The sequence below is a fragment of the Shewanella colwelliana ATCC 39565 genome (assembly GCF_000518705.1).
GTDB lineage: Bacteria > Pseudomonadota > Gammaproteobacteria > Enterobacterales > Shewanellaceae > Shewanella > Shewanella colwelliana.
This window is the reverse complement of sequence record NZ_JAEC01000005.1, coordinates 89,833-108,699: the sequence shown is the minus strand read 5'-3', so window position 1 is coordinate 108,699 and position 18,867 is coordinate 89,833. Positions and strand designations below refer to the sequence as shown.

Annotated in this window: 14 protein-coding genes; 4 read left to right on the top strand and 10 right to left on the bottom strand. The window is 47.8% G+C overall.

All coding sequences use genetic code 11. The features are described 5' to 3' along the window. Positions 1–12 precede the first annotated feature (12 nt). The 3 genes from L876_RS0102405 to pepA form a co-directional block, all read right to left on the bottom strand. Positions 13–3,795, bottom strand: a complete 3,783-nt coding sequence (locus L876_RS0102405) for a S8 family serine peptidase (protein ID WP_028762333.1) — start codon at positions 3,793–3,795, stop codon at positions 13–15. Between the two features lie 174 nt (positions 3,796–3,969). Continuing rightward, the gene (locus L876_RS0102400) at positions 3,970–6,069 is read right to left on the bottom strand and encodes a winged helix-turn-helix domain-containing protein (protein WP_211237641.1); all 2,100 of its coding nucleotides are present in this window, start codon (positions 6,067–6,069) and stop codon (positions 3,970–3,972) included. 284 nt (positions 6,070–6,353) lie between these two features. Beyond that, complete coding sequence (pepA, locus tag L876_RS0102395) at positions 6,354–7,862, bottom strand: leucyl aminopeptidase (protein ID WP_028762331.1); 1,509 nt, start codon at positions 7,860–7,862, stop codon at positions 6,354–6,356. 221 nt (positions 7,863–8,083) lie between these two features. Between pepA and lptF the strand changes: the two genes are divergently transcribed. Together lptF and lptG are read left to right on the top strand one after the other, a co-directional pair. Then, the gene (lptF, locus tag L876_RS0102390) at positions 8,084–9,196 is read left to right on the top strand and encodes an LPS export ABC transporter permease LptF (RefSeq protein ID WP_028762330.1); all 1,113 of its coding nucleotides are present in this window, start codon (positions 8,084–8,086) and stop codon (positions 9,194–9,196) included. Further along, positions 9,193–10,251 (top strand): LPS export ABC transporter permease LptG, encoded by a 1,059-nt coding sequence (lptG, locus tag L876_RS0102385; RefSeq protein WP_028762329.1) that lies wholly within the window; start codon positions 9,193–9,195, stop codon positions 10,249–10,251. The genes lptF and lptG overlap by 4 nt, the downstream gene beginning before the upstream one ends. A gap of 133 nt (positions 10,252–10,384) precedes the next feature. Here lptG and L876_RS0102380 read toward each other — a convergent pair whose 3' ends face one another. From L876_RS0102380 to L876_RS0102370, 3 genes are read right to left on the bottom strand one after another with little or no spacing between them, the layout of a single operon-like run. Further along, positions 10,385–10,894 carry an RDD family protein gene (locus L876_RS0102380; protein ID WP_028762328.1) on the bottom strand — a complete coding sequence of 170 codons (510 nt, stop codon included), beginning with the start codon at positions 10,892–10,894 and terminating at the stop codon, positions 10,385–10,387. Positions 10,895–10,951: 57 nt separating this feature from the next. Continuing rightward, the gene (locus L876_RS0102375) at positions 10,952–11,203 is read right to left on the bottom strand and encodes a DUF2960 domain-containing protein (RefSeq protein WP_028762327.1); all 252 of its coding nucleotides are present in this window, start codon (positions 11,201–11,203) and stop codon (positions 10,952–10,954) included. 43 nt (positions 11,204–11,246) lie between these two features. Next, positions 11,247–11,732: a GNAT family N-acetyltransferase gene (locus L876_RS0102370; protein WP_028762326.1), complete on the bottom strand. Its 486-nt coding sequence runs from the start codon at positions 11,730–11,732 to the stop codon at positions 11,247–11,249. Positions 11,733–11,944: 212 nt separating this feature from the next. Between L876_RS0102370 and L876_RS0102365 the strand changes: the two genes are divergently transcribed. Together L876_RS0102365 and L876_RS0102360 are read left to right on the top strand one after the other, a co-directional pair. After that, positions 11,945–12,571: an OB-fold-containig protein gene (locus L876_RS0102365; RefSeq protein WP_028762325.1), complete on the top strand. Its 627-nt coding sequence runs from the start codon at positions 11,945–11,947 to the stop codon at positions 12,569–12,571. A 98-nt stretch (positions 12,572–12,669) separates the two neighbouring features. Continuing rightward, positions 12,670–14,442, top strand: a complete 1,773-nt coding sequence (locus tag L876_RS0102360) for a flotillin family protein (RefSeq protein WP_028762324.1) — start codon at positions 12,670–12,672, stop codon at positions 14,440–14,442. Between the two features lie 70 nt (positions 14,443–14,512). Here L876_RS0102360 and L876_RS0102355 read toward each other — a convergent pair whose 3' ends face one another. The 4 genes from L876_RS0102355 to L876_RS0102340 all read right to left on the bottom strand — a co-directional run bounded on the left by L876_RS0102355 (position 14,513) and on the right by L876_RS0102340 (position 18,812). Further along, positions 14,513–15,991, bottom strand: a complete 1,479-nt coding sequence (locus L876_RS0102355) for a carboxypeptidase M32 (protein ID WP_028762323.1) — start codon at positions 15,989–15,991, stop codon at positions 14,513–14,515. A gap of 34 nt (positions 15,992–16,025) precedes the next feature. Beyond that, the gene (locus L876_RS0102350; RefSeq protein ID WP_028762322.1) at positions 16,026–16,658 is read right to left on the bottom strand and encodes a DUF2913 family protein; all 633 of its coding nucleotides are present in this window, start codon (positions 16,656–16,658) and stop codon (positions 16,026–16,028) included. Positions 16,659–16,723: 65 nt separating this feature from the next. Next, the gene (locus L876_RS0102345; RefSeq protein ID WP_028762321.1) at positions 16,724–17,353 is read right to left on the bottom strand and encodes a peroxiredoxin-like family protein; all 630 of its coding nucleotides are present in this window, start codon (positions 17,351–17,353) and stop codon (positions 16,724–16,726) included. Between the two features lie 160 nt (positions 17,354–17,513). Further along, positions 17,514–18,812, bottom strand: a complete 1,299-nt coding sequence (locus tag L876_RS0102340; protein ID WP_028762320.1) for a DEAD/DEAH box helicase — start codon at positions 18,810–18,812, stop codon at positions 17,514–17,516. Between the last annotated feature and the right edge of the window lie 55 nt (positions 18,813–18,867).

The window sequence follows — 18,867 nt, the reverse complement described above, 5'->3', positions numbered from 1 at the left end:
CTGATTAACCCGTTAGCGACGGCGACGCTGTGTCATGAGGCCTGCAAGCAACAGAGATAGTAGCCCCAAACTGCCGCCACTATCGCTTTCTGGCTCAAATGTCGACGTCACGTTTAGGCTATGGCTGACTTCATGAACGCCATCAGAGGCAGTTACTGTGAGTGGATGTGATCCCTCACTATCAAGCTCACCGATGATTTCGGTACCCGAGATAGACAGTGCGGTAAAGCTTGAACCCTCTAGGGTGTAGCTAAGGCTATTGCCTTCGACGTCCGTAAACAGACCTGCGATATCGATGCTAAAGCTGGCTGATTGGCCTTGTTTGAAGCTCAGTTGTGGCGTCGGCATTGAAGCGGCCACTTTCTCGTCAACCACTGGGGCAATATCATTGGCGTCGGTCACCATCACCTTGACCGTTTCCGTTTCACCAAGTGTGTTGCCTTTTTGAGCGGTGATTTTTAGTTCAAACTCTCTAATATTTTCATAATCAATTGCGGTAGGGTTAATCACGTATAACTCATGCGTGTCTTGATTAATCGCAAACGGCGTACCAATTAAGGTATTGGTAATGTGGATCTGTAATGGTTCAAATGAAGTAGAGCCGTAAGTAAAGAAGCCCTGTGTGTCTAATTCAATTTTGCCAATAATGGTCCCCACTTCAACGTTCTCTTCAAGGTTAAATGTCTGGTTTGCTTTGGCTTTGGCGACAATAGAACCGTCGTTATCCAGCATTGAGTTATAGCCTATCTGCATAAAGTCATCGTTGACACTGACGACCATAAAACCTTTAGGCTCTGGTATTGCGCCAATACCGCCTAACTCTGAAGCACCTACAGAGGCGATATAGATCTCTTCACCTGGCTGCGCGGTATAAGTGGGAGTAAAGGCTAACTCACCGAGTGAAGCCTCTGGAACCATCGCTGCAAAACCTACGTGTACCGAGCGGTCATTGACCATATCGCTACAGACCTCTTCGCCGGAAAACCAATCGAAGTAGCAAGATTGTTCTACCGAATAGGTGCCGCCTTTGATTGGATTAAATTGGGCGATTGGCTCGTATATCTCCGTGCCAGTATGGCGATCGGTTTGAATATGGAAACCAAAGTTTTGGTCGAAATCTTCGACGCTATCCAATTCATGGTGAAATAGATCTTCGAGACAAACTTGCGACACAACATTTTTACCGTTGTTGGCAAAATAGGTTGGCAAGGTCGATTCTTTTAGGCGTCCATTTGGATTGTTGTAGTCATATGGCGTTTTGTAATCAATGACATAGGTTGTTGGCTGCCCCTTTGCATTGAGTGCAATTCGTGGCTGGTTGACCATTTGAGCTTCATCCCATAGGTAAGCCCCTTCAAAGCTCTCGTGCCAGTTGTTTTCAAGTACCACAGATTCGAAAAACAGATCGTAGGTAAATAGCTGTGGACCGCGTTCCTGGAAGTTAGCCAGTGCGACGTCTGCGCGATCAAATAGGCTCACGGCGATGTTGAGTTTTTTGCCCGTTACGCTGCACATGGCATCGTCAAAGATAGCGCCACCGACAGCTTTAATCATGTGGCCTTTGACATTTTTTAGGTCGTCACGAACGTCACCGTTTTGTAAAATTAACGGGTAAGCATGGAATGTTGTTTCACTCTGTGAGTCATTGATAAATGAAGCCACGTAGCCTTGATAGCCGCCATTACCAAACTCATCGTCAGGGTATAACGCTTGCCCCCATGCAAGGTGATCCCAATCTGTTTGATAGGTATCAGGGTTCCAACCTAGGTAGGTGGGAAATTCCGTAGCGTTAGGGCGTTTAGTGATGGTGGTGCTATGACGTGCCTTAACCATCCAGCCTAGATTGATTTCTGGTTTTCCTTCAGACGTAAGACTAATGTAGCCATTTAGCTCAGTGGCTTTTAGGTTTGCATCACTATGATCCGCCGACATCATTAACGGCCACTGCGGCAATTTAGCTCCCTCAAGCATCATAGTGACGGGGATAACCACACTTGAGTTGGCCGGAATGTTTACCGATTCAGGTAGGGTAATCGCGAGTGCGGCATGGGCGGCTTTATCACCGACCATTTTGAACGATAAGTGGTAAGTTTGCGCAGTATCAGACAGGTTACGTACGGTGATATTCTTGTGAAGGGTTTTACTGCCAGCCACTTCATGCATACCAAACTGTACATAAGGTTGATTAGAGTTTGAGTCCCAAGCCACTAATGGTGAGCTAATTGCGGCATCAATATTTTCAACACCATGGCCGATAGAGTAGATCTCAGCGGGCGTAATTTCGTCACTCTCCAAAATGCTATTGATATTGGCGGTATTAGCCAGTAAGGCTTTGATTTCTGCTGGACCAAAACCAGGAAATTGACTCTTTATGACGGCTGCAGCGGCGGCGATTCTGGCTGCGCCAGACATTGAACCTGACCGTGTACCATATTTTGCGGTTGCATCGTCGGCGTTAGAAATTTTTGCTACCGGCTGATTGTCGGTAAAGGTGATGATTTCTGGCTTTAAGGTTTGTGACCCACGAACTGGTCCCATTGCAGCCCATGATGGAACAATCAGGGTTTCACCGTCTTCTGCGTAGTTTACCGCACCGACAGTTATCGCAGAGGTTGCACTGCCTTCTGCTGAAATCCAATTGCGGTGTTTTGCTTGTGCGTCACCGTACAGAGAATATTCAGCGAGGTCGCCAGCATGGGTGATCACAGTCATTCCCTGTGCAGACACTCGTTCAAGTAAAAGCTGTAGTAAATTAGCCGAGGCATTGCCGTCGATATTGAAAAATGCCCCAGCGCCCGAGGCTTCTAATAGTGCAATATCTATATGATCTGAGGTGTCGCCATCTTGGTTAGGGTCCAGTGCGTGCTCAAAGGCTTGAACTATTTTAGCCAGCGTCGGCCCCGATGCAGTGATATAGCTTGGGTCCCAGCTCGCGCCCGATACGTTATACACTTTATACGCGTGTAGCGTGGCCCCTGGCGCGAGTTGATGAACGATACTAGCAAGTTCAGTCCCCATGCCCGTTGGGTAGGTCCAACCATTCCACGACTCATAACTGAGGTTTTGATCGATTGGGTTGGCGTCATTACCGGCGTTCTCACTAGAGAAGTCCCAGCCACCGCCAACGACTGCGGTCGGAAAGCCGTTGTACTCTATGGCACCGTGCTCTAAGGCATCTAAGTAACTACCAGCTGGTGGCGGGGTCTCAGGATCGTTGTTTTCACCATAAACACCAGACCCGCCAAAGATTGGTAAGGTGTAATCGATACCGGTTGAGATAATAGCAACGCTGACACCTGTCCCTGCCGACGCGTTAGCCGTGTATGGACTCAGTAAGGCGATCTCTTCATCAGCCATCACCGATGTATCTTGCGCTGTGGCTTTGACACTTTGGTTTAGCTTAATGCTTGAAGAGTTATCTGCATTGAAAATCTGCTCAATGGCGTCGATGGCTTTAACTTGTTCAAGTGAACTGTGTTGCAATTCAACAGTAATAATGTTGGCCACCAGACCTGAGCGAGCAACGAGGGTTGCTTGAGGGTCAATCGCTTTAACTAGATTAAAAACTTGGTCTTGAAAGCTGCTGATTTGTTTAAGGCGTTGCTTATAGTTATTCTTTTTAGTCTGGAGTTCGATGGCCGACGCACTATTTAAATACAAGGTATAGGTTGCGCGTTGCTGCTGTTGGCCACTTGTAAATGCTGATATCGATTCAGTCTGAATTTCTGCCTGCAGAGCACCCGATAGGATGGCGGTGGAGACGCATAATGCGAGCGTGCATTTTCTAAATTTCATTTCCATTCCTTCTTGTTGTTATATTGTTGTGTCATTGCTGAGGTGACTGTCACAATTTAATAACCTGTAGGTGATACAGGCTCAACAAGAGGTGGCTCAATTATTAGCCGTTTTTTGCTCTTTTAAGGCATACAATTTATCTAATTAAAAACTAATCCTTTACTATTTAAATGTTTACCTTACATTTTCTGTGTTGGCGGAGAGGGCGTAGCCGAACACATCAGCTTCATTCGCGACCTTTAAAGTGACCAGAAATGAGTGTCTATCTGCCGCAGAAAGCCCGAAAAATTTGCGCACTGAGTTTGCTGGGTAGGTTGCAATGATGTCGACGTTTGCATCAGCGGTGACTGCAATCCGCTCGACAGTATCGAGTTGGTGTTCGCGAGAAAGGTAATAAATATAACCCTGTTCGTAGTAGAAGGAGCCAAAATCAAACTTGGCTAATTTGTCTGTTATTTGTGTCAATTCACTGGTTTCGACATCAAAGCGCCAAATGCCATTCTCATTGAATTTTGACAGATAAATAACAGAGTCACGCTCACCTTCAACACTGTAAACGCCATTGTTTTGAATGATTTGCTGCAGCTCTCCAGACTTTACATGCAACTTATAGATGGCGGTTAACGCTTTAGTTGAGCCTTTAAAGTAGAGGTACTCACCATCTTTAGACCAGCTAAGGTTATCTGCTTCAAGTCCATTGATGTCGATTGTGCTAAAGGTTTCTGAGTTGATGTCGCCTAAAAACAGGGTTGAGCGTCCATCGACATTGATGTTGACGGCGAAATCTGTGTTAATCGGCGATATTGCCGGCACAGTTACATTGCCTAAGTTTTTAGTTAAATTTTTGCTGCTAACGCGATTGTTTTTCCAAACAGACCAGAGTTTGGAGCGGTTAGACATAAATAATATGTCGTCGTTGGTGACTGAGTATCTGGCGTACATGTCACGAGAGGAGGAGGATATTCGGCGCAGCGTTTGTTTCTCATCGTAAGATTGTTGAGCGATATATTCTTTGGAAATATGCTCAGTGACATACAAGGTTTTATTGATGTCAGATAGGGTGATACTGCTGGGCAGCCCCACATGCTGAAGTGGTGGCAGCGGGGTTCCATCAGCGTAGATTCGAGAGATGATGGCGTTCGCGCCATCGACATTGTTGATGTAAAACAGATTGTCTGTGGCCGAGTAGTCAAAGTCGACAATACTGGCATTGTTGCTGATGAGCTGTTGGGTAGTGCCATCTAGGCCTTGTATAACCAGGCTGGCTAGGGTTGAGGTGCCGCTCTCGCGAATAAATGCAAGCTGGTTATCATTGGGTAGCCATTTCGGTGCGTAGTCGATCTCATTGCGTTGTGGGAAGGTAATTTGTTGGCTGATCCCAGTGGTTAAATCGTGAGTGACAAGACTGACGTTGTCGCCATACTGCTTGGAATAGACCAAACTGTTGTCGTCATGGCTCGACCATGCGACGACACGTTTATAGGGCATATAGAAGCAATCGGATGCAACGAGTGCATCGGTATTATCAATTAAGTTTTTGACTCGTACTTGGCATTCACCACCTTTAGCGATGCGGACGTAGGCGAGCTTATCATCTGCGCTGGACCAAGCTGGTGACGCTTCTTCATTGTTCTCAAAAGAGATGAGCGTTAGCGGTGAGTCTGTTTGGGTCAGATTTTTAATGTAGAGCTTGCCAGTGAGCGTGTCGGTACGCCATTGCATAGCCAGTCTCTTGCCATCATGGGAGACCGCAATATGCTCTTCAACCCCTTCATAATTAGTGACCTTTGTTTTAGTTGGTTTTACAAAGGCTGTCGGCGCAACGCTTGTCGGGGGAGTGATTGCTTGGGGGGGCTTGAGGTAAACAACCAGCGCGACAAGGGTGGCAATAAGGAGTAATGGGAGGATGATAACAAGCATTTTTCGCTGCTGGCTGTGCGCTGTAACGGCTGACTGGTGTTGAGTGACTGGGAGCGTGAGTTGGTAGCCGAGTTTGGGTAGCGTCGTGAAAACTTCATCTTGTATACCTAGCTCTTTGAACGTCTTTCTAATGACCCAGATAGCATTGGTGAAGCCTTTTTTTCCTACGCCTTCATTACCCAACCAAATCGTGTCGATAGCCTGCTGGCGAGAGACAATATTGTCACGATTTTCAATGAATAATAGCAAGAGTTGGTAAACTTTAGACGAGAGTTTGATGGTGTTTTGCTGATAGTTTAACGACATTAACTTACAGTCTAATTCGCACTCTCCAACCAAATATTTACTATTCATCATTAATCTAACTGTCCATCATTATTATAATAATTATCCTTCTATCATAGAACCAGAACTACGTTTCACTCAATAGCAGTTGAGAATGCATTGAAATTAAAAATCTAATATGTTGTTTTATTTAAATATTCAAAGGTTACAATTTGTTAAACTTTGATTTTGAGGCTGATAGCCCAGCGTTATCGCCAGCGGTGCTCAGGTTTATGCTGATTGGCCTTATTGGTTACGCAATAAAAAAGGTGAAACATTACTGTTTCACCTTTCTTTATTTCGAACGCTATCGATTATTCGCCTTGCTCAACGCCTGCACGGTTGATCAGGAACTGAGTTAACAAAGGTACAGGGCGACCCGTAGAGCCTTTGTTGGCACCGCTGTTCCATGCACTACCGGCCACATCAATATGGGCCCAGTTGTACTTCTTGGTAAAGCGTGACAGGAAGCATGCCGCTGTGATCGCGCCTGCTGGGCGGCCACCTAGGTTAGTCATGTCGGCAAATGGGCTTTCAAGGTGCTCTTGATACTCATCCCATAATGGCAAACGCCATGCGCGGTCACCACTTTGCTCACCGGCATTAAGCAGCTCATGAGCCAATGGATTGTGTGATGAGAACAAGCCTGATGCATGTTTGCCTAGGGCAATAACACAAGCGCCAGTCAATGTTGCGGTATCGACGACCAGTTCAGGGTCGAAACGCTCAACATAGGTCAACACGTCACACAGTACCAAACGGCCCTCTGCATCGGTATTCAATACTTCAACAGTTTGACCCGACATCGTGGTTAAGATGTCACCTGGACGGTACGCATTGCTTGACGGCATGTTTTCACAACCAGCAAGAATACCCACTACGTTGATAGGCAGCTTAAGCTCACACAGTGCTTTCATGGCACCGATAACACCTGCCGCACCACCCATGTCGTACTTCATCTCATCCATGCCTTCGCCTGGCTTAAGTGAGATACCACCTGAGTCAAAAGTAAGGCCTTTACCCACTAATACAATCGGCTTTTCAGTGCTGTCGACTGCGCCCTTGTACTCCATCACTGTCATGATGGATTCGTTGTCACTGCCACGGCCCACAGCAAGGTAGGAGTTCATGCCTAACTTAGCCATCTGCTCTTCGCCAACCGTTGATACCGTTAGGGTCTCATGAGTCTCGGCGATTTGGCGTGCCTGTGACGCCAAATAGGCTGGATTACAGATGTTTGGTGGCATGTTAGCCACGTCACGACATAGGTGCATACCTGAAGAGACGGCCATGCCATGCTCAATCGCACGTTCGCCAACCGTTAGCTCGCGACGTGTCGGTACGTTAAACACCAACTTGCGCAATGGGCGACGAGTTTCGCCTTTGCGGGTCTTTAATGCATCAAAGCTGTAAAGACTGTTTTGTGTGGATTCGACCGCTTCACGTACTTTCCAGTAGGTATCGCGTCCTTTGACATGTAACTCAGTTAAGAAGCATACCGCTTCCATAGAACCGGTTTCATTCAAAGTGTTGATGGTTTTAGTAATGATTTGCTTGTATTGGCGCTCGTCTAGCTCGCGCTCTTTTCCACAACCTACAAGCAGGACGCGTTCACTAAGGACGTTTGGTACATGATGCAAAAGCAACATCTGACCCGGTTTTCCTTCTAAGTCGCCGCGGCGAAGTAGGTTGCTAATGTAGCCGTCACTGATTTTATCCAGTTGCTCAGCAATACCAGAGAGGCGTCTAGGTTCATAGACACCAACGACAATACAGGCCGAACGTTGCTTTTCCGGACTGCCGCTCTTAACGCTAAACTCCATGAGCTCTCCTAGATTCTTAAAGACAAATTTTATTATTTATTAGATAATGTCTGCTTGTGTCCAAAACGGACCTAAAAATTGGTACACCAATGTTAATTTTTCAGGTGTTTTTCTACCATTTTTAGTTAATGGCTGGTCACAAAACTACCAAAAGTAGACAGTCTACATGAAAAGTAGGCTGACACCAGCATAAATATAAGTTTAGGGACTGGATCCTGCCTGTGATTGTATTTAGATACTTGATTCGAGAAGTTTTAAAAGCGCAAATGGCGGTGCTTTTAGTACTTTTAGCTATTTTTATTAGCCAACATTTTGTTCGTGTGCTCGCTGACGCATCAGACGGTGAGTTTCCCGCTTCTCTTGTGATGACACTGCTGGGGCTTAATTTGCCCTATCTGGCTGTGTTAGTGGTACCGCTCAGTCTTTTTCTCGGCATTTTGGTGGCTCATGGCCGCATGTATGCAGAAAGTGAGATGGTGGTGCTGCATGGCGTGGGCGTTAGCGAGTGGTATATCACGCGCGTCACCCTGCTGATCGCGATCGCTAACATGATCTTTACTGGCTTCTTGTCGATATACGTCACTCCCTGGGCGGAGGAGACGCAAAATCGTGTGCTTGAAAATGCACAATCAGAGGCGGGGATCGCTGCATTAACCCAAGGTCGATTCCAAACCAGCCCCAATGGACGTGCGGTACTCTTTGTTGAGCGCATTGGTCGTGACAATCAATTAGATAAAGTGTTTGTGGCCCAGCTGCCTGACCCTGACGATGATGCCGGACAGGCCAACATCGTTGTGGCGAAAGGGGGCAGTGTGGTTGAAGATGATACCGGTGCTCAGCGTTTGCAACTTAACGAGGGAACCCAGTACCAAAGCACGCCTAATCAATTGGACTATCAAGTGGTGGAGTTTGCAGGCTACCAGATGGAGATTAAAGAGCAGGAGGTCGATGAGCGTCGCCGTAAATTGTCCGCGCTGCCAATTGACCAGCTGATGGACACGGAAGGCCCTGGGGCTGTTGCAGAGTTTCATTGGCGTTTGGCTATCCCGTTAGCAATACCTTTCATGACCTTGATTGCGGTGCCGATGGCCAGAGTCAATGTGCGCCAAGGTAAGTTTGCTAAAATGTTCCCAGCAATTTTACTCTATCTAGGTTATTTCGGTTTGATGATTGCAGGGCGTAAAGCCCTCGAAGATGAGGTGATACCCGCATACTTAGGCATGTGGTGGATCCATCTCTCCGCTCTATTCTTAGGCATACTGCTGCTCGGTAAAGAGCGCCCCGCAGGCGCTAAACTGACCGGCTTTTTTAAGCGTAAGAAGGTAGCGGCATGAGAATTTTAGATTTCTATATTGCTAGAGTTTTGGTTAGCACCTCAGCGCTTTGCTTACTGGTGCTGACCGGATTGTCGGGCATCATCAAATGGGTGGATCAACTACGCTTAGTTGGCCGCGGCACCTATAGTATGGTGGATGCGGGGATCTATGTGCTGTTTCTTATTCCGCGTGATATTGAGATGTTTTTCCCCATGGCTGTGCTGCTAGGTGCCTTGATTGGTATGGGCATGTTGGCCTCTAATTCTGAACTGGTGGTGATGCAGTCCTCCGGTTTATCTCGCTTGCAAATTACTCTGTCTGCCATGAAAACCGCTGTGCCCTTGATGTTAATCGTCATGGCGTTAGGCGAGTGGGGCGCCCCAGTTGCCGAACGTCATGCCAAAGAGTTACAAGCGGTGAAACTGTCTGGTGGTAGTCTGTTTAAGTCAAGCCGTGGTATTTGGGCTAAAGATGGCGATCTGTTTGTCAATATTGGCGAAGTGGTGGATATCAATAGCCTCAATAATGTCACCCTGTATGAGTTTGACGCTGATTTAAAGTTAATCGGGACTGTTGAAGCAAAACGTGGTGTCTATGCCAAAGATCATTGGCGCTTACTCGATGTTAGACAGACCAAGATTGAAGCGCAGCGGGTGACATTGACGGATTTAACCCTGTTCCGCTGGGAGTCAACGTTAACGCCAGATAAGCTCAGTGTGGTGTCGGTTAAGCCCGAAGCCTTGTCGATTGAGGGCTTGGTTGACTACTTAGAGTACCTTAAGGTGAACAATCAAGATTCTGGTCGTTACGAGCTTGCGCTGTGGCGTAAGATTATGCAGCCCGTGACAGTGGCAGTTATGATGTTAGTGGCCTTGTCATTTGTGTTTGGCCCGCTGCGAACTGTCACCATGGGCGCTCGGGTATTACTGGGCGTTGTTGCGGGCTTCAGCTTCTATATCTGCAACGAGATCTTCGGTCCTATGACCTTGGTGTATGGGCTACCGGCCGTGTTTGGAGCCATCATGCCCCCCATTATCTTCAGCGGTGCGGCGATATACTACATACGCAAGTAGAGGGTGAGCTGATAGGTGTGAGGCTTTAGGGCATCTAAACAGGTTGCTAGCACCTAGCACCTAGAATCTAGAATTAAAAAAAGGACCATTCAATGGTCCTTTTTTGTTGGTGTTTGCCAGTATTGGAGGCGAATTATACGCCGCGCCAATTACGCATCTGGTTGGCTTCTTTAGACAACACCACCACTTCTGAGCGGGTCATCATATCTTGCAGTGCCAGTTTATCGCCATTGATTAATATCCACAGATTACCGATACCTAGCAATGACCAAACAAGGCGCGCGGCTGCGGTAATGATGCTTAAGCTTTGGCCATTAGGGTGTTGAATTTTCAAACGCCATGCGCGCATACCAAGGGTCTGTCCACCATAACTCCAAAACATCACGTAGAAGAGTCCAACACAGGCCGCAATCCAAAACTGGTAGATCCCTTTATATAGGGCAACGTCGTTAAGCAGATCGGAGACGTGTTCATGTCCGTGCATCGCAATCATGCCTGTTGAGGTGAGTGCAGTGAAAATACCAAAGCCGATGGCACCCGCTATCATGTAAACGGCTACCGCTAACAGTAGGTCGTAGACGATGGCGCCAAAACGGCGAAAAAAGCCTGCTCTAGGGAAGTTAGCATGTTCAAAGTTGGACATGGAGGTTCCTAAATCATGTGGTTAAGGGAGGGCGATTAACGCGCTATTTTAGCCAAGTTACTCTGGGGTTTCATCTCTAATAAAATGAATCTTGGTAAAACCGAAACGCTCAAACTCTTTGAGGCGATAATCTTTAACGGCTTGAGAGCCTTTTGAGGTCATGGCAACCTGTGCTTCCATTGCATGATAGCGGGTTAAGTCTACCCCCTCTGCGGCCGCTACGGCTTCATACATATCGTTGTATTTGTCATAGACAAAGTTGATCTCTTTGTACTGCTTTTTAAAGGTATAACCGACTCTACGGGCCATATTTATCTCTTAACTGTTTAATAATGAATGACTAAATTCTAGTTTACTCGGTAATCTGGTACACCATGTAACAGGCATCATGAGTATAACTATCGAGGGATTTGTCGATTATACGCGATTTAAACCCAAGACGTTGCCAATAACTGCTTGCGCCTTGCACGGCGACCAAAGAGAGGCTGGTAAACTGCATCAGTTTGGCTTGGATAAGCAGTTGGCTAAAGACTTGCTCGCCAGCGCCTTTTCCCCGCGATGCCGACGACAGTGCAATATCGTGCAGATAGAGGGTATCGGCATTGGTGGGCGGTGTCAGCTGTTGTGCTAACGCGGGTGGGCGGCCCAATAGCCAAGGGTGTGCCAAACAATAACCAAGGACAGTATTATCGTCGACGACGACAAAGCATGATTGCGGCGACAGCTCAGCTTTACTTTTCAGTACCGCAAGAGATTCTGGTTCAATAGTGGGATAGCATTCATCTTGAATGGCCAATATTGCCCGCCAATCATTGTCTTGTATCGAACGAATTATCATCTTCTTGGGTTTCGCTGTGGTTAGTGAGGTGAGCGCTGTGAGGGATACTCTCATAGCGGCTTGGGCGAATCAAATATGCGGCCAACTTTGATTGTGAACTAATATAGTTTAACTATGATATTCAGTCTGTTATTCTGCAGCCTATTGGGCCAAATCCTGCCACCGAACGGTGAATTTTTTGGCTATATCGACTTCTCATGGAGAGAGATACGATGGATTTTTTACTCCTTTCTACTAATGTGCCTTTTACAGTTGCCATCGCCTTTGTGGCGTTATTGGGCGCGGTAGAGGCACTATCGATGCTGATTGGCCTGAGTTTATTAGGCTTACTCGATGACTTATCCCCGATAGATTATGACGCAGACTTAGATTCCGCCTCCGGGGTTACAGGCGTGGTGGGCTGGCTATGTTTAGATCGTTTGCCCTTACTCATCTGGCTAGTATTACTCTTAACCAGCTTCGCTGTGGCGGGCTTAAGCGTCAATTATATCGGCTTAATGTTAGGCATGACTGTGCCTATGTTAATAAGCGTGACGTTAGCACTACTATTATCGGCTGTCTCTTGCCGTACTCTGGGCCACGGTCTTGCCAAATTACTTCCCAAAAATGAATCGTCAGCAGTGTCAGTGGATGCGCTCATTGGCTCAGTTGGCGTGATCACCTTAGGTTGTGCGCGCCAAGGACTCCCTAGCGAGGCGGTGATTATCGATAACTATCAGCAAAAACACTATGTACTTGTGGAACCAGAAGGGGCCAACGAGACATTCCCTAAAGGGACGCAAGTGGTGCTGCTTAATCGTATCGGCAAAGTCTGGTCCGCAGCACAACTGACTCAGTAACCAACTGACTCAATAACCAATAGATGCAGTAGACGCTATCTCAGTGGTGAGTAGCGTCATTTTTGATTTAACAATAATAGCTTTTTTAAGGAACAATTATGGATGAAATTCAAGGAATAGGTTCATCGCTAAGTGGCGGTTTTGTCTTCATTATTGCAGGGGCCGTGCTGCTTGGTTTGCTGGTGATCGGTTTGATTTTTGCCAAACTCTATCGCCGAGCCTCGAAAGAAACTGCCTTTGTTAGAACCGGCTTTGGTGGCGAGAAGATCATCAAAGATGGTGGCGCAATCGTCTTGCCTGTGTTGCATGAAACGATTGCCGTCAACATGAATACTTTGCGTATTGAAGTTGAGAAGATGCAAAAGGATGCTTTGATCACCAAAGATCGTATGCGTGTCGATGTGCGTGCCGATTTCTATTTGCGTGTGGCACCGAGTATCGAAGGGATCTCGATGGCAGCGCAAACCTTAGGTACGCGAACCACGCGCGTCGAAGAGGTGAAAAAGCTGATGGAATCTAAGTTTGTCGACGTGTTACGTGCCGTTGCTGCTGAGATGACCATGACAGAGATGCATGAACAGCGCTCTGACTTTGTGCAGCGAGTGCAAAATAACGTCGCCAATGATTTAGAAAAGAATGGTTTAGAACTCGAGTCTGTCTCCTTGACCGGTTTTGACCAAACAGACCTGCAGTTTTTCAATGAAAATAACGCTTTTGATGCTGAGGGTCGCGCCCGCCTAGCTAAAATCATCGAAGAGAAACGTAAAGAAACTAACGACATAGAACAAGACAACCGGATTAAGATTGAGCAACGTAATCTTGAGGCGGAAAAAGAGTCGCTAGAGATCGAGAAAGCAGAACAAGAAGCTCGCTTGGCTCAGCAACAGGTGCTTGATTTCAAACGTGCCGAGCAAAAAGCCGAGATCCTCAAACAGCAAGAACAGAAGACACGCGAAGAACGCGAAGCTGAAATTGCGCGGGAACGTGCGGTTGAAACCGCCGAAATTGAAAAAACCAAAGATATCGAAACCCGCGAAATTGAGAAGCGTAAAGCCATTGAGCAATCACGTATTCAGCAGCAGCGAGATATTGAAGTTGCCGAGCAAGAGAAGCAAATTGCGGTCGCCGAGAAGTCAGAAGAGGAGTCGGCCGCGCGCGCTAAAGCTGCCGGAGCCGAAAAGCTTAAAGTTGAAAAAGAAGAAGCGGTTATCACGGCTCGTCAAGTGGCCGAAGCGAATCGTCGTAAAGAGATTGAAGTGATCGATGCGCGTAAAGAGGCAGAACGTGATGCTGTGGGCGTGACAGTTGAAGCGGAAGCGGAGAAGCGTGCGGCTGAAGATAGAGCCAGCGCCATTTTAACCGAAGCCAAAGCCAGTGCCGATGCCAAAATATTGCAGGCGCAGGCTAATGAGAAAGTCTATGAAGTAGATGCTAAAGGTAAGCAAGCCTTACATGAGGCGGAAAACGTATTGAGCATAGAGCAGATAGAGCTACAAAAAGCCTTAGCCATGCTTAAAGCACTGCCGCAGATTATTGAGCAATTGGTTAAGCCGCTTGAAAATATCGAAGGCATTAAGATTCTTCAAGGATATGGCACTGGCGGTAACACCTTAGCGACAGGTGAAGGAACGACTGCCCAAGGTGGCATGGCCGAGCAGGTAACGAGCGCCGCGCTTAACTATCGAGCCAACGCACCATTGGTGGATGCCATGCTTAAAGAGCTTGGCTTAGTGGATGCAGAAAAAGGCGGTTTAAACGATCTGTTAAGCGGTAATCATCTGTTGGCTGACGGTAACTTTGCTGTGAGTGATGTTGCTAAGGCGGCGACCAAAGGGCTCAATGGTCAGGGCACCAGTGAGGCTGACGCCTAAGGTCAAGCTACTTCGCGTCAATCATTGAAAAAAGCACCCATTCGGGTGCTTTTTTGTTTGTGGTTTAGGGCTATAAATAACGATTGAAGAGGTGACGCTTAAAGTGCTGCGGATTGAGAGATTCGCCCGTTGCGGCAGTAATGAGTTCATTGGTGGTCAATAGTGAGCCTTTGCTCCAGATATTGTGTTGTAACCACTCAAAAACGCGATTAAGTTTACCGTCACTCACAAGTTGGTCGATATTGCCTAGTTGCGCTTCAATGGCACCTCTGAGCTGTGCAGCATACATGGCGCCCAAGGTATAGCTGGGGAAATAACCTAATTCACCCACGGGCCAGTGAATATCCTGCATACAGCCGTTGCGGTCGTTATCTTTAGTGGATAATCCCAGTAGAGATTGCATGGCGTTGTCCCAAAAATCTGGCAGGTCGGCGACAGATAAACTGCCATCGATCAGGGCTTTTTCAGCATCAAAACGCAGCATAATATGGCACGGGTAGGTGACCTCATCGGCGTCAACGCGGATTAAACCGGGCGTGACTTGTGTGGTGAGGTGCTCAAGTTGGGTTGCAGTAAACTGAGTCCCTAGGTGTTGATTGACCTTGGCGGTGAGTGGCGACAGCAGGCCTTTACCTCTTGCCAGTTGCATTTCAAAGAACAGGCTTTGGCTTTCATGTATCGCCATTGAACGCGCTTGACCTGCTGGTTGGCCGCGCCACTCGAGCGGTAAGCCTTGCTCATAACGGGCATGACCCGTTTCGTGGATAGTGCTAAAGAGTGCGCTGAGAAAGTCTTGCTCCTCATAGCGGGTGGTGATGCGCTGATCGCCAGGCACGCCGCCAGAGAAAGGGTGGCTGCTGACATCGAGCCTGCCTTGATTAAAGTCAAAGCCGAGCAGAGACATGACGTCTAGACTCAGTGCTTGTTGCTTATCAATCGAGCTGGCAGGGATGGTAAGGTGAGGTCGGCTAGCTTGGTGTTGCTGCACCTGCTTGATGAGATCTGGCAGCCAAGTTTTGACCTCATTAAATACCTGCTCAATTTGGCAAGCTTGGGTGCCGGGCTCAAACTTGTTTAACAGTGCATCATAAGGGGACAGCCCTTGCGCCTCGCCTAAAATCTGTGCCTCTTCTCTGACTAAGTCGATAACCGCAGTCAGGTTGGGCGCAAAGCCTTGCCAGTCATTATTTTTACGTTGGTCGCGCCAAGCATGTTCGCACTGGTAGGTGAGTTGAGTTTTCGCCTGTACCAAGGCGCTGGGCAGGGCGTTGGCTTGCAACGTTTGATAGCGCATCTCAGTCAAGTTAGCGCGCTGGGACGGGCTGAGCGGCTCACTGTCAGCACAGTCTAACAACTCAAGCAGCAGTGGCGCGGTTTTCAGCTGATGAATATGCACGGCCAGCTCTGCCATCGCTTCGGCACGTCCATGACTGCCACCCATGGGCATCATGGTCGCTTGGTCCCAATCTCCCAGCGCTTGCAGGTGCTGAAAGTGATAAATACGCTGAAACTCTTGGCTTAGCGCTTGGTAGTGCTTGGGTGTCGTCATGGCGGGCCGCTGCTCTATGTTAAGTTGAAATGATTTAGGCAACCAATAGCGCTAGGCTAGGTTGTTGATTATTGGGATAGAGTTTGTAAGCCTTATGATGCTTGATAAGGCTAGCTTTCTTATTTCCTGGGCTCAGTAGCAACTGATGCTCTGCCGCCAGTTGTGCCAGCAGTTGCTCGTCACCGCGCACATAGAGGGTGACGGGTTTAAGTAGTTGTCCTTGGCTGATGTGCTGCTCATATTGTTCAACAGAGGTGATTAAGCTGTTGCGGCCATCGCTATCGAGTTTCAGCTTAGTGGTGACTTCGCAATCGACAATCACTAACCACTGCTCCTCATCGAGACTATTGAGCATGGCCTGCAGTGAGGCCCCAATATCACTATTATCGATAGCGGCTAGATATTGCTGCTCAATACGGGAGAGCAAGTTAGGCAGTTGTGCTCCCGCGCCCATGCTGCGTCCATCGCGGATCCAGTTGTTAAGATCCTCGGCGACGAGCTTAGAGAAACGACGCTCTTTTAGCGCTTGCACCATCCAGCTGCATAGGAAGTGGCTTTCGGCTGCTGGGGTATTAATGGCATTACTGCTGCTTTCTCTTTGCGCAAGGGCAGCGAGTCCAGCCTGTGCTAGGGCCAAAATGGCTTGGTTATAGGTTTGCTCTGTCATGGTTTCTCCGAGCAGAATAGGTGGCGATTTGCCCGGAGAGTATATCCTAAATGCGCTAAGAAACCCTAGGGTTGCGGCACTAAACTGGCGGCCGTTAAGATAAGTTTTGGCGCGGCGCGCACCTTGTAGTTAGGGTTTACATATTGAAAATGGATCAGCCCTGAGGCATCGGTGATATAGATGGCTGGCACAGGTAATACCAAGCGCATATCGCCATCTGGTGTGGGACGCAGTAAGTTATCCAGTTTCATTTTACTCATGTAGCGCTCAGTGATGCGGGCACTGCTGTAGTAACCTAAACCAAACGCTTGCATCGCTTGTAGCTCGGTGTCGGAGAGCAAGGTGTAGGGCAAGGATTGACTGAGCATTGAGGCGTTGAGTTTTTCAGGGCTATCCGGTGAGATACCAATTAACTGAAACCCCATCTCAATCAGCTTAGGTTCTATCGCTTTGAGCTGCCCCATTTGGCTATTACAGAACGGGCACCAGCCACCGCGGTAAAAGAATATGACGCTGGGTTTGCCGGCGAGAAAGGTGTTCAACTCGACAACTTTGCCTGCTAACGTTTTGACTAATGCCGGGGGGATCGTTTGCCCGTTCATTAATGGCGCAACTGAGAGTTCATCCAGGGCGAGTGGCTTGGCAAGGGCGGGCAGGGCCAATAGCAGCATGAGGGCAGCGACAAGGGATTTCATTGATTATTCCTATTTATTGAGATCGATTGTTCTTGAAAAAGAACAGACCCGCTGACGCCTTGGTTACTTTCACAGCGACAAATAAATAATCGTTATGCATAAAAAAGGCACAGTTAAGTGCCTTATTTGATTGTTAAATAATTCTATGACCGTACGTCGATTATTTTTGCTTCTTTATTTTCGCGTTAGATGAGTTTTTCACTTTAACCCGGCGACCCGTCATGTTCTTCTCTGCGACCACTTGAGCGCCTACATTATCACTGCGCTGCTGCTTCTTAGCAAAACTGCGACGCTTCTGCAGTTGCTTGATCAATAGCTCACGGCTGCCCACTTCGTAGCCAGCAATGGTGATGCGACGTAGTTTATTGCCGATCAGTTTTTCGATATCGGCTAAGGTGCGCTCCTCTTCACGACTGACTAAAGAGATGGCGACACCGCTACGCCCAGCACGACCGGTACGGCCAATACGGTGCACATAATCTTCGGCAAGGAAAGGTAGGTCATAGTTGACCACATATTCAAGCTCAGGAATATCAAGACCACGTGCAGCGACTTCGGTTGCAACCAGTGCGCGTACCTTACCCTCTTTAAACTCACGTAGGGCGCGGCGACGATTGCCTTGGGCTTTTTCACTGTGCACTACGGCTGACGGAATACCGTCGAGATTGAGCTCTTTAACGAGCGTATCGGCTGCTTCTCGGGTGGCGGTAAACACCAATACTTGTTTCCAGTTTTTCTTACCGATTAGCTCAGATAAGAGTTCACGCTTACGACGTTGCTCAACCGGATAAACCACTTGGCTCACGGTGACTGCCGTGGTGTTTTGGCCGTCAACGCTGATCAGCTTAGGTTTAACCAGCATCTCATTGGCAAGCTGTTTGACCGACGATGAGAAGGTCGCAGAAAACAGCATATTTTGACGCTTGCTATTAACGGCTTGCAGAATTTTTTGAATATCAGCGATGAAACCCATGTCTAGCATACGGTCTGCTTCATCGAGCACTAAAAAGTCGACGTTAGACAGGTTGAGGTTACAGGCGGTTAGATGCTCTAACAGGCGACCAGGTGTCGCCACTATGATGTCGGCGCCCTTTTTTAGTTTCTGTGCTTGAGTGTCCATCTTGACACCCCCATAGATAGTTAGCACTGAAATAGGCAGATAGCGGCTGTACTCTTGGATATTGTCAGCAACCTGCGCGGCTAACTCACGCGTAGGGGCCAGGATAAGGGCGCGAGCGTTAGAGCGTTGGGTTTCAACTGGGTTGTCGACCATTTTTTGTAAAATAGGCAGTGCGAATGCGGCGGTTTTCCCCGTTCCCGTTTGCGCGCTAGCAAGGATATCTTGGCCACGACGGATAGCAGGGATCGACTGCTGCTGAATAGGCGTCATTTTTTGATAACCGCAATCAGAGATGGCGCGCAAAATCTCGGGAGCAAAACTAAAAGATTCAAATCTCATTGGGATATCCTATTTACCTATTACAAAAATAACGCTTAATGTCGCTTAGCCGCAA

Coding starts and splice junctions, on each gene's coding strand:
- L876_RS0102350 (WP_028762322.1), bottom strand. CDS start 16,658: ATGACAGAGCAAACCTATAACCAAGCCATTTTGGCCCTAGCACAGGCT.
- L876_RS0102345 (WP_028762321.1), bottom strand. CDS start 17,353: ATGAAATCCCTTGTCGCTGCCCTCATGCTGCTATTGGCCCTGCCCGCC.
- L876_RS0102340 (WP_028762320.1), bottom strand. CDS start 18,812: ATGAGATTTGAATCTTTTAGTTTTGCTCCCGAGATTTTGCGCGCCATC.
- L876_RS0102360 (WP_028762324.1), top strand. CDS start 12,670: ATGGATGAAATTCAAGGAATAGGTTCATCGCTAAGTGGCGGTTTTGTC.
- L876_RS0102375 (WP_028762327.1), bottom strand. CDS start 11,203: ATGGCCCGTAGAGTCGGTTATACCTTTAAAAAGCAGTACAAAGAGATC.
- L876_RS0102355 (WP_028762323.1), bottom strand. CDS start 15,991: ATGACGACACCCAAGCACTACCAAGCGCTAAGCCAAGAGTTTCAGCGT.
- L876_RS0102405 (WP_028762333.1), bottom strand. CDS start 3,795: ATGAAATTTAGAAAATGCACGCTCGCATTATGCGTCTCCACCGCCATC.
- lptG (WP_028762329.1), top strand. CDS start 9,193: ATGAGAATTTTAGATTTCTATATTGCTAGAGTTTTGGTTAGCACCTCA.
- pepA (WP_028762331.1), bottom strand. CDS start 7,862: ATGGAGTTTAGCGTTAAGAGCGGCAGTCCGGAAAAGCAACGTTCGGCC.
- L876_RS0102370 (WP_028762326.1), bottom strand. CDS start 11,732: ATGATAATTCGTTCGATACAAGACAATGATTGGCGGGCAATATTGGCC.
- L876_RS0102380 (WP_028762328.1), bottom strand. CDS start 10,894: ATGTCCAACTTTGAACATGCTAACTTCCCTAGAGCAGGCTTTTTTCGC.
- L876_RS0102400 (WP_211237641.1), bottom strand. CDS start 6,069: ATGAATAGTAAATATTTGGTTGGAGAGTGCGAATTAGACTGTAAGTTA.
- L876_RS0102365 (WP_028762325.1), top strand. CDS start 11,945: ATGGATTTTTTACTCCTTTCTACTAATGTGCCTTTTACAGTTGCCATC.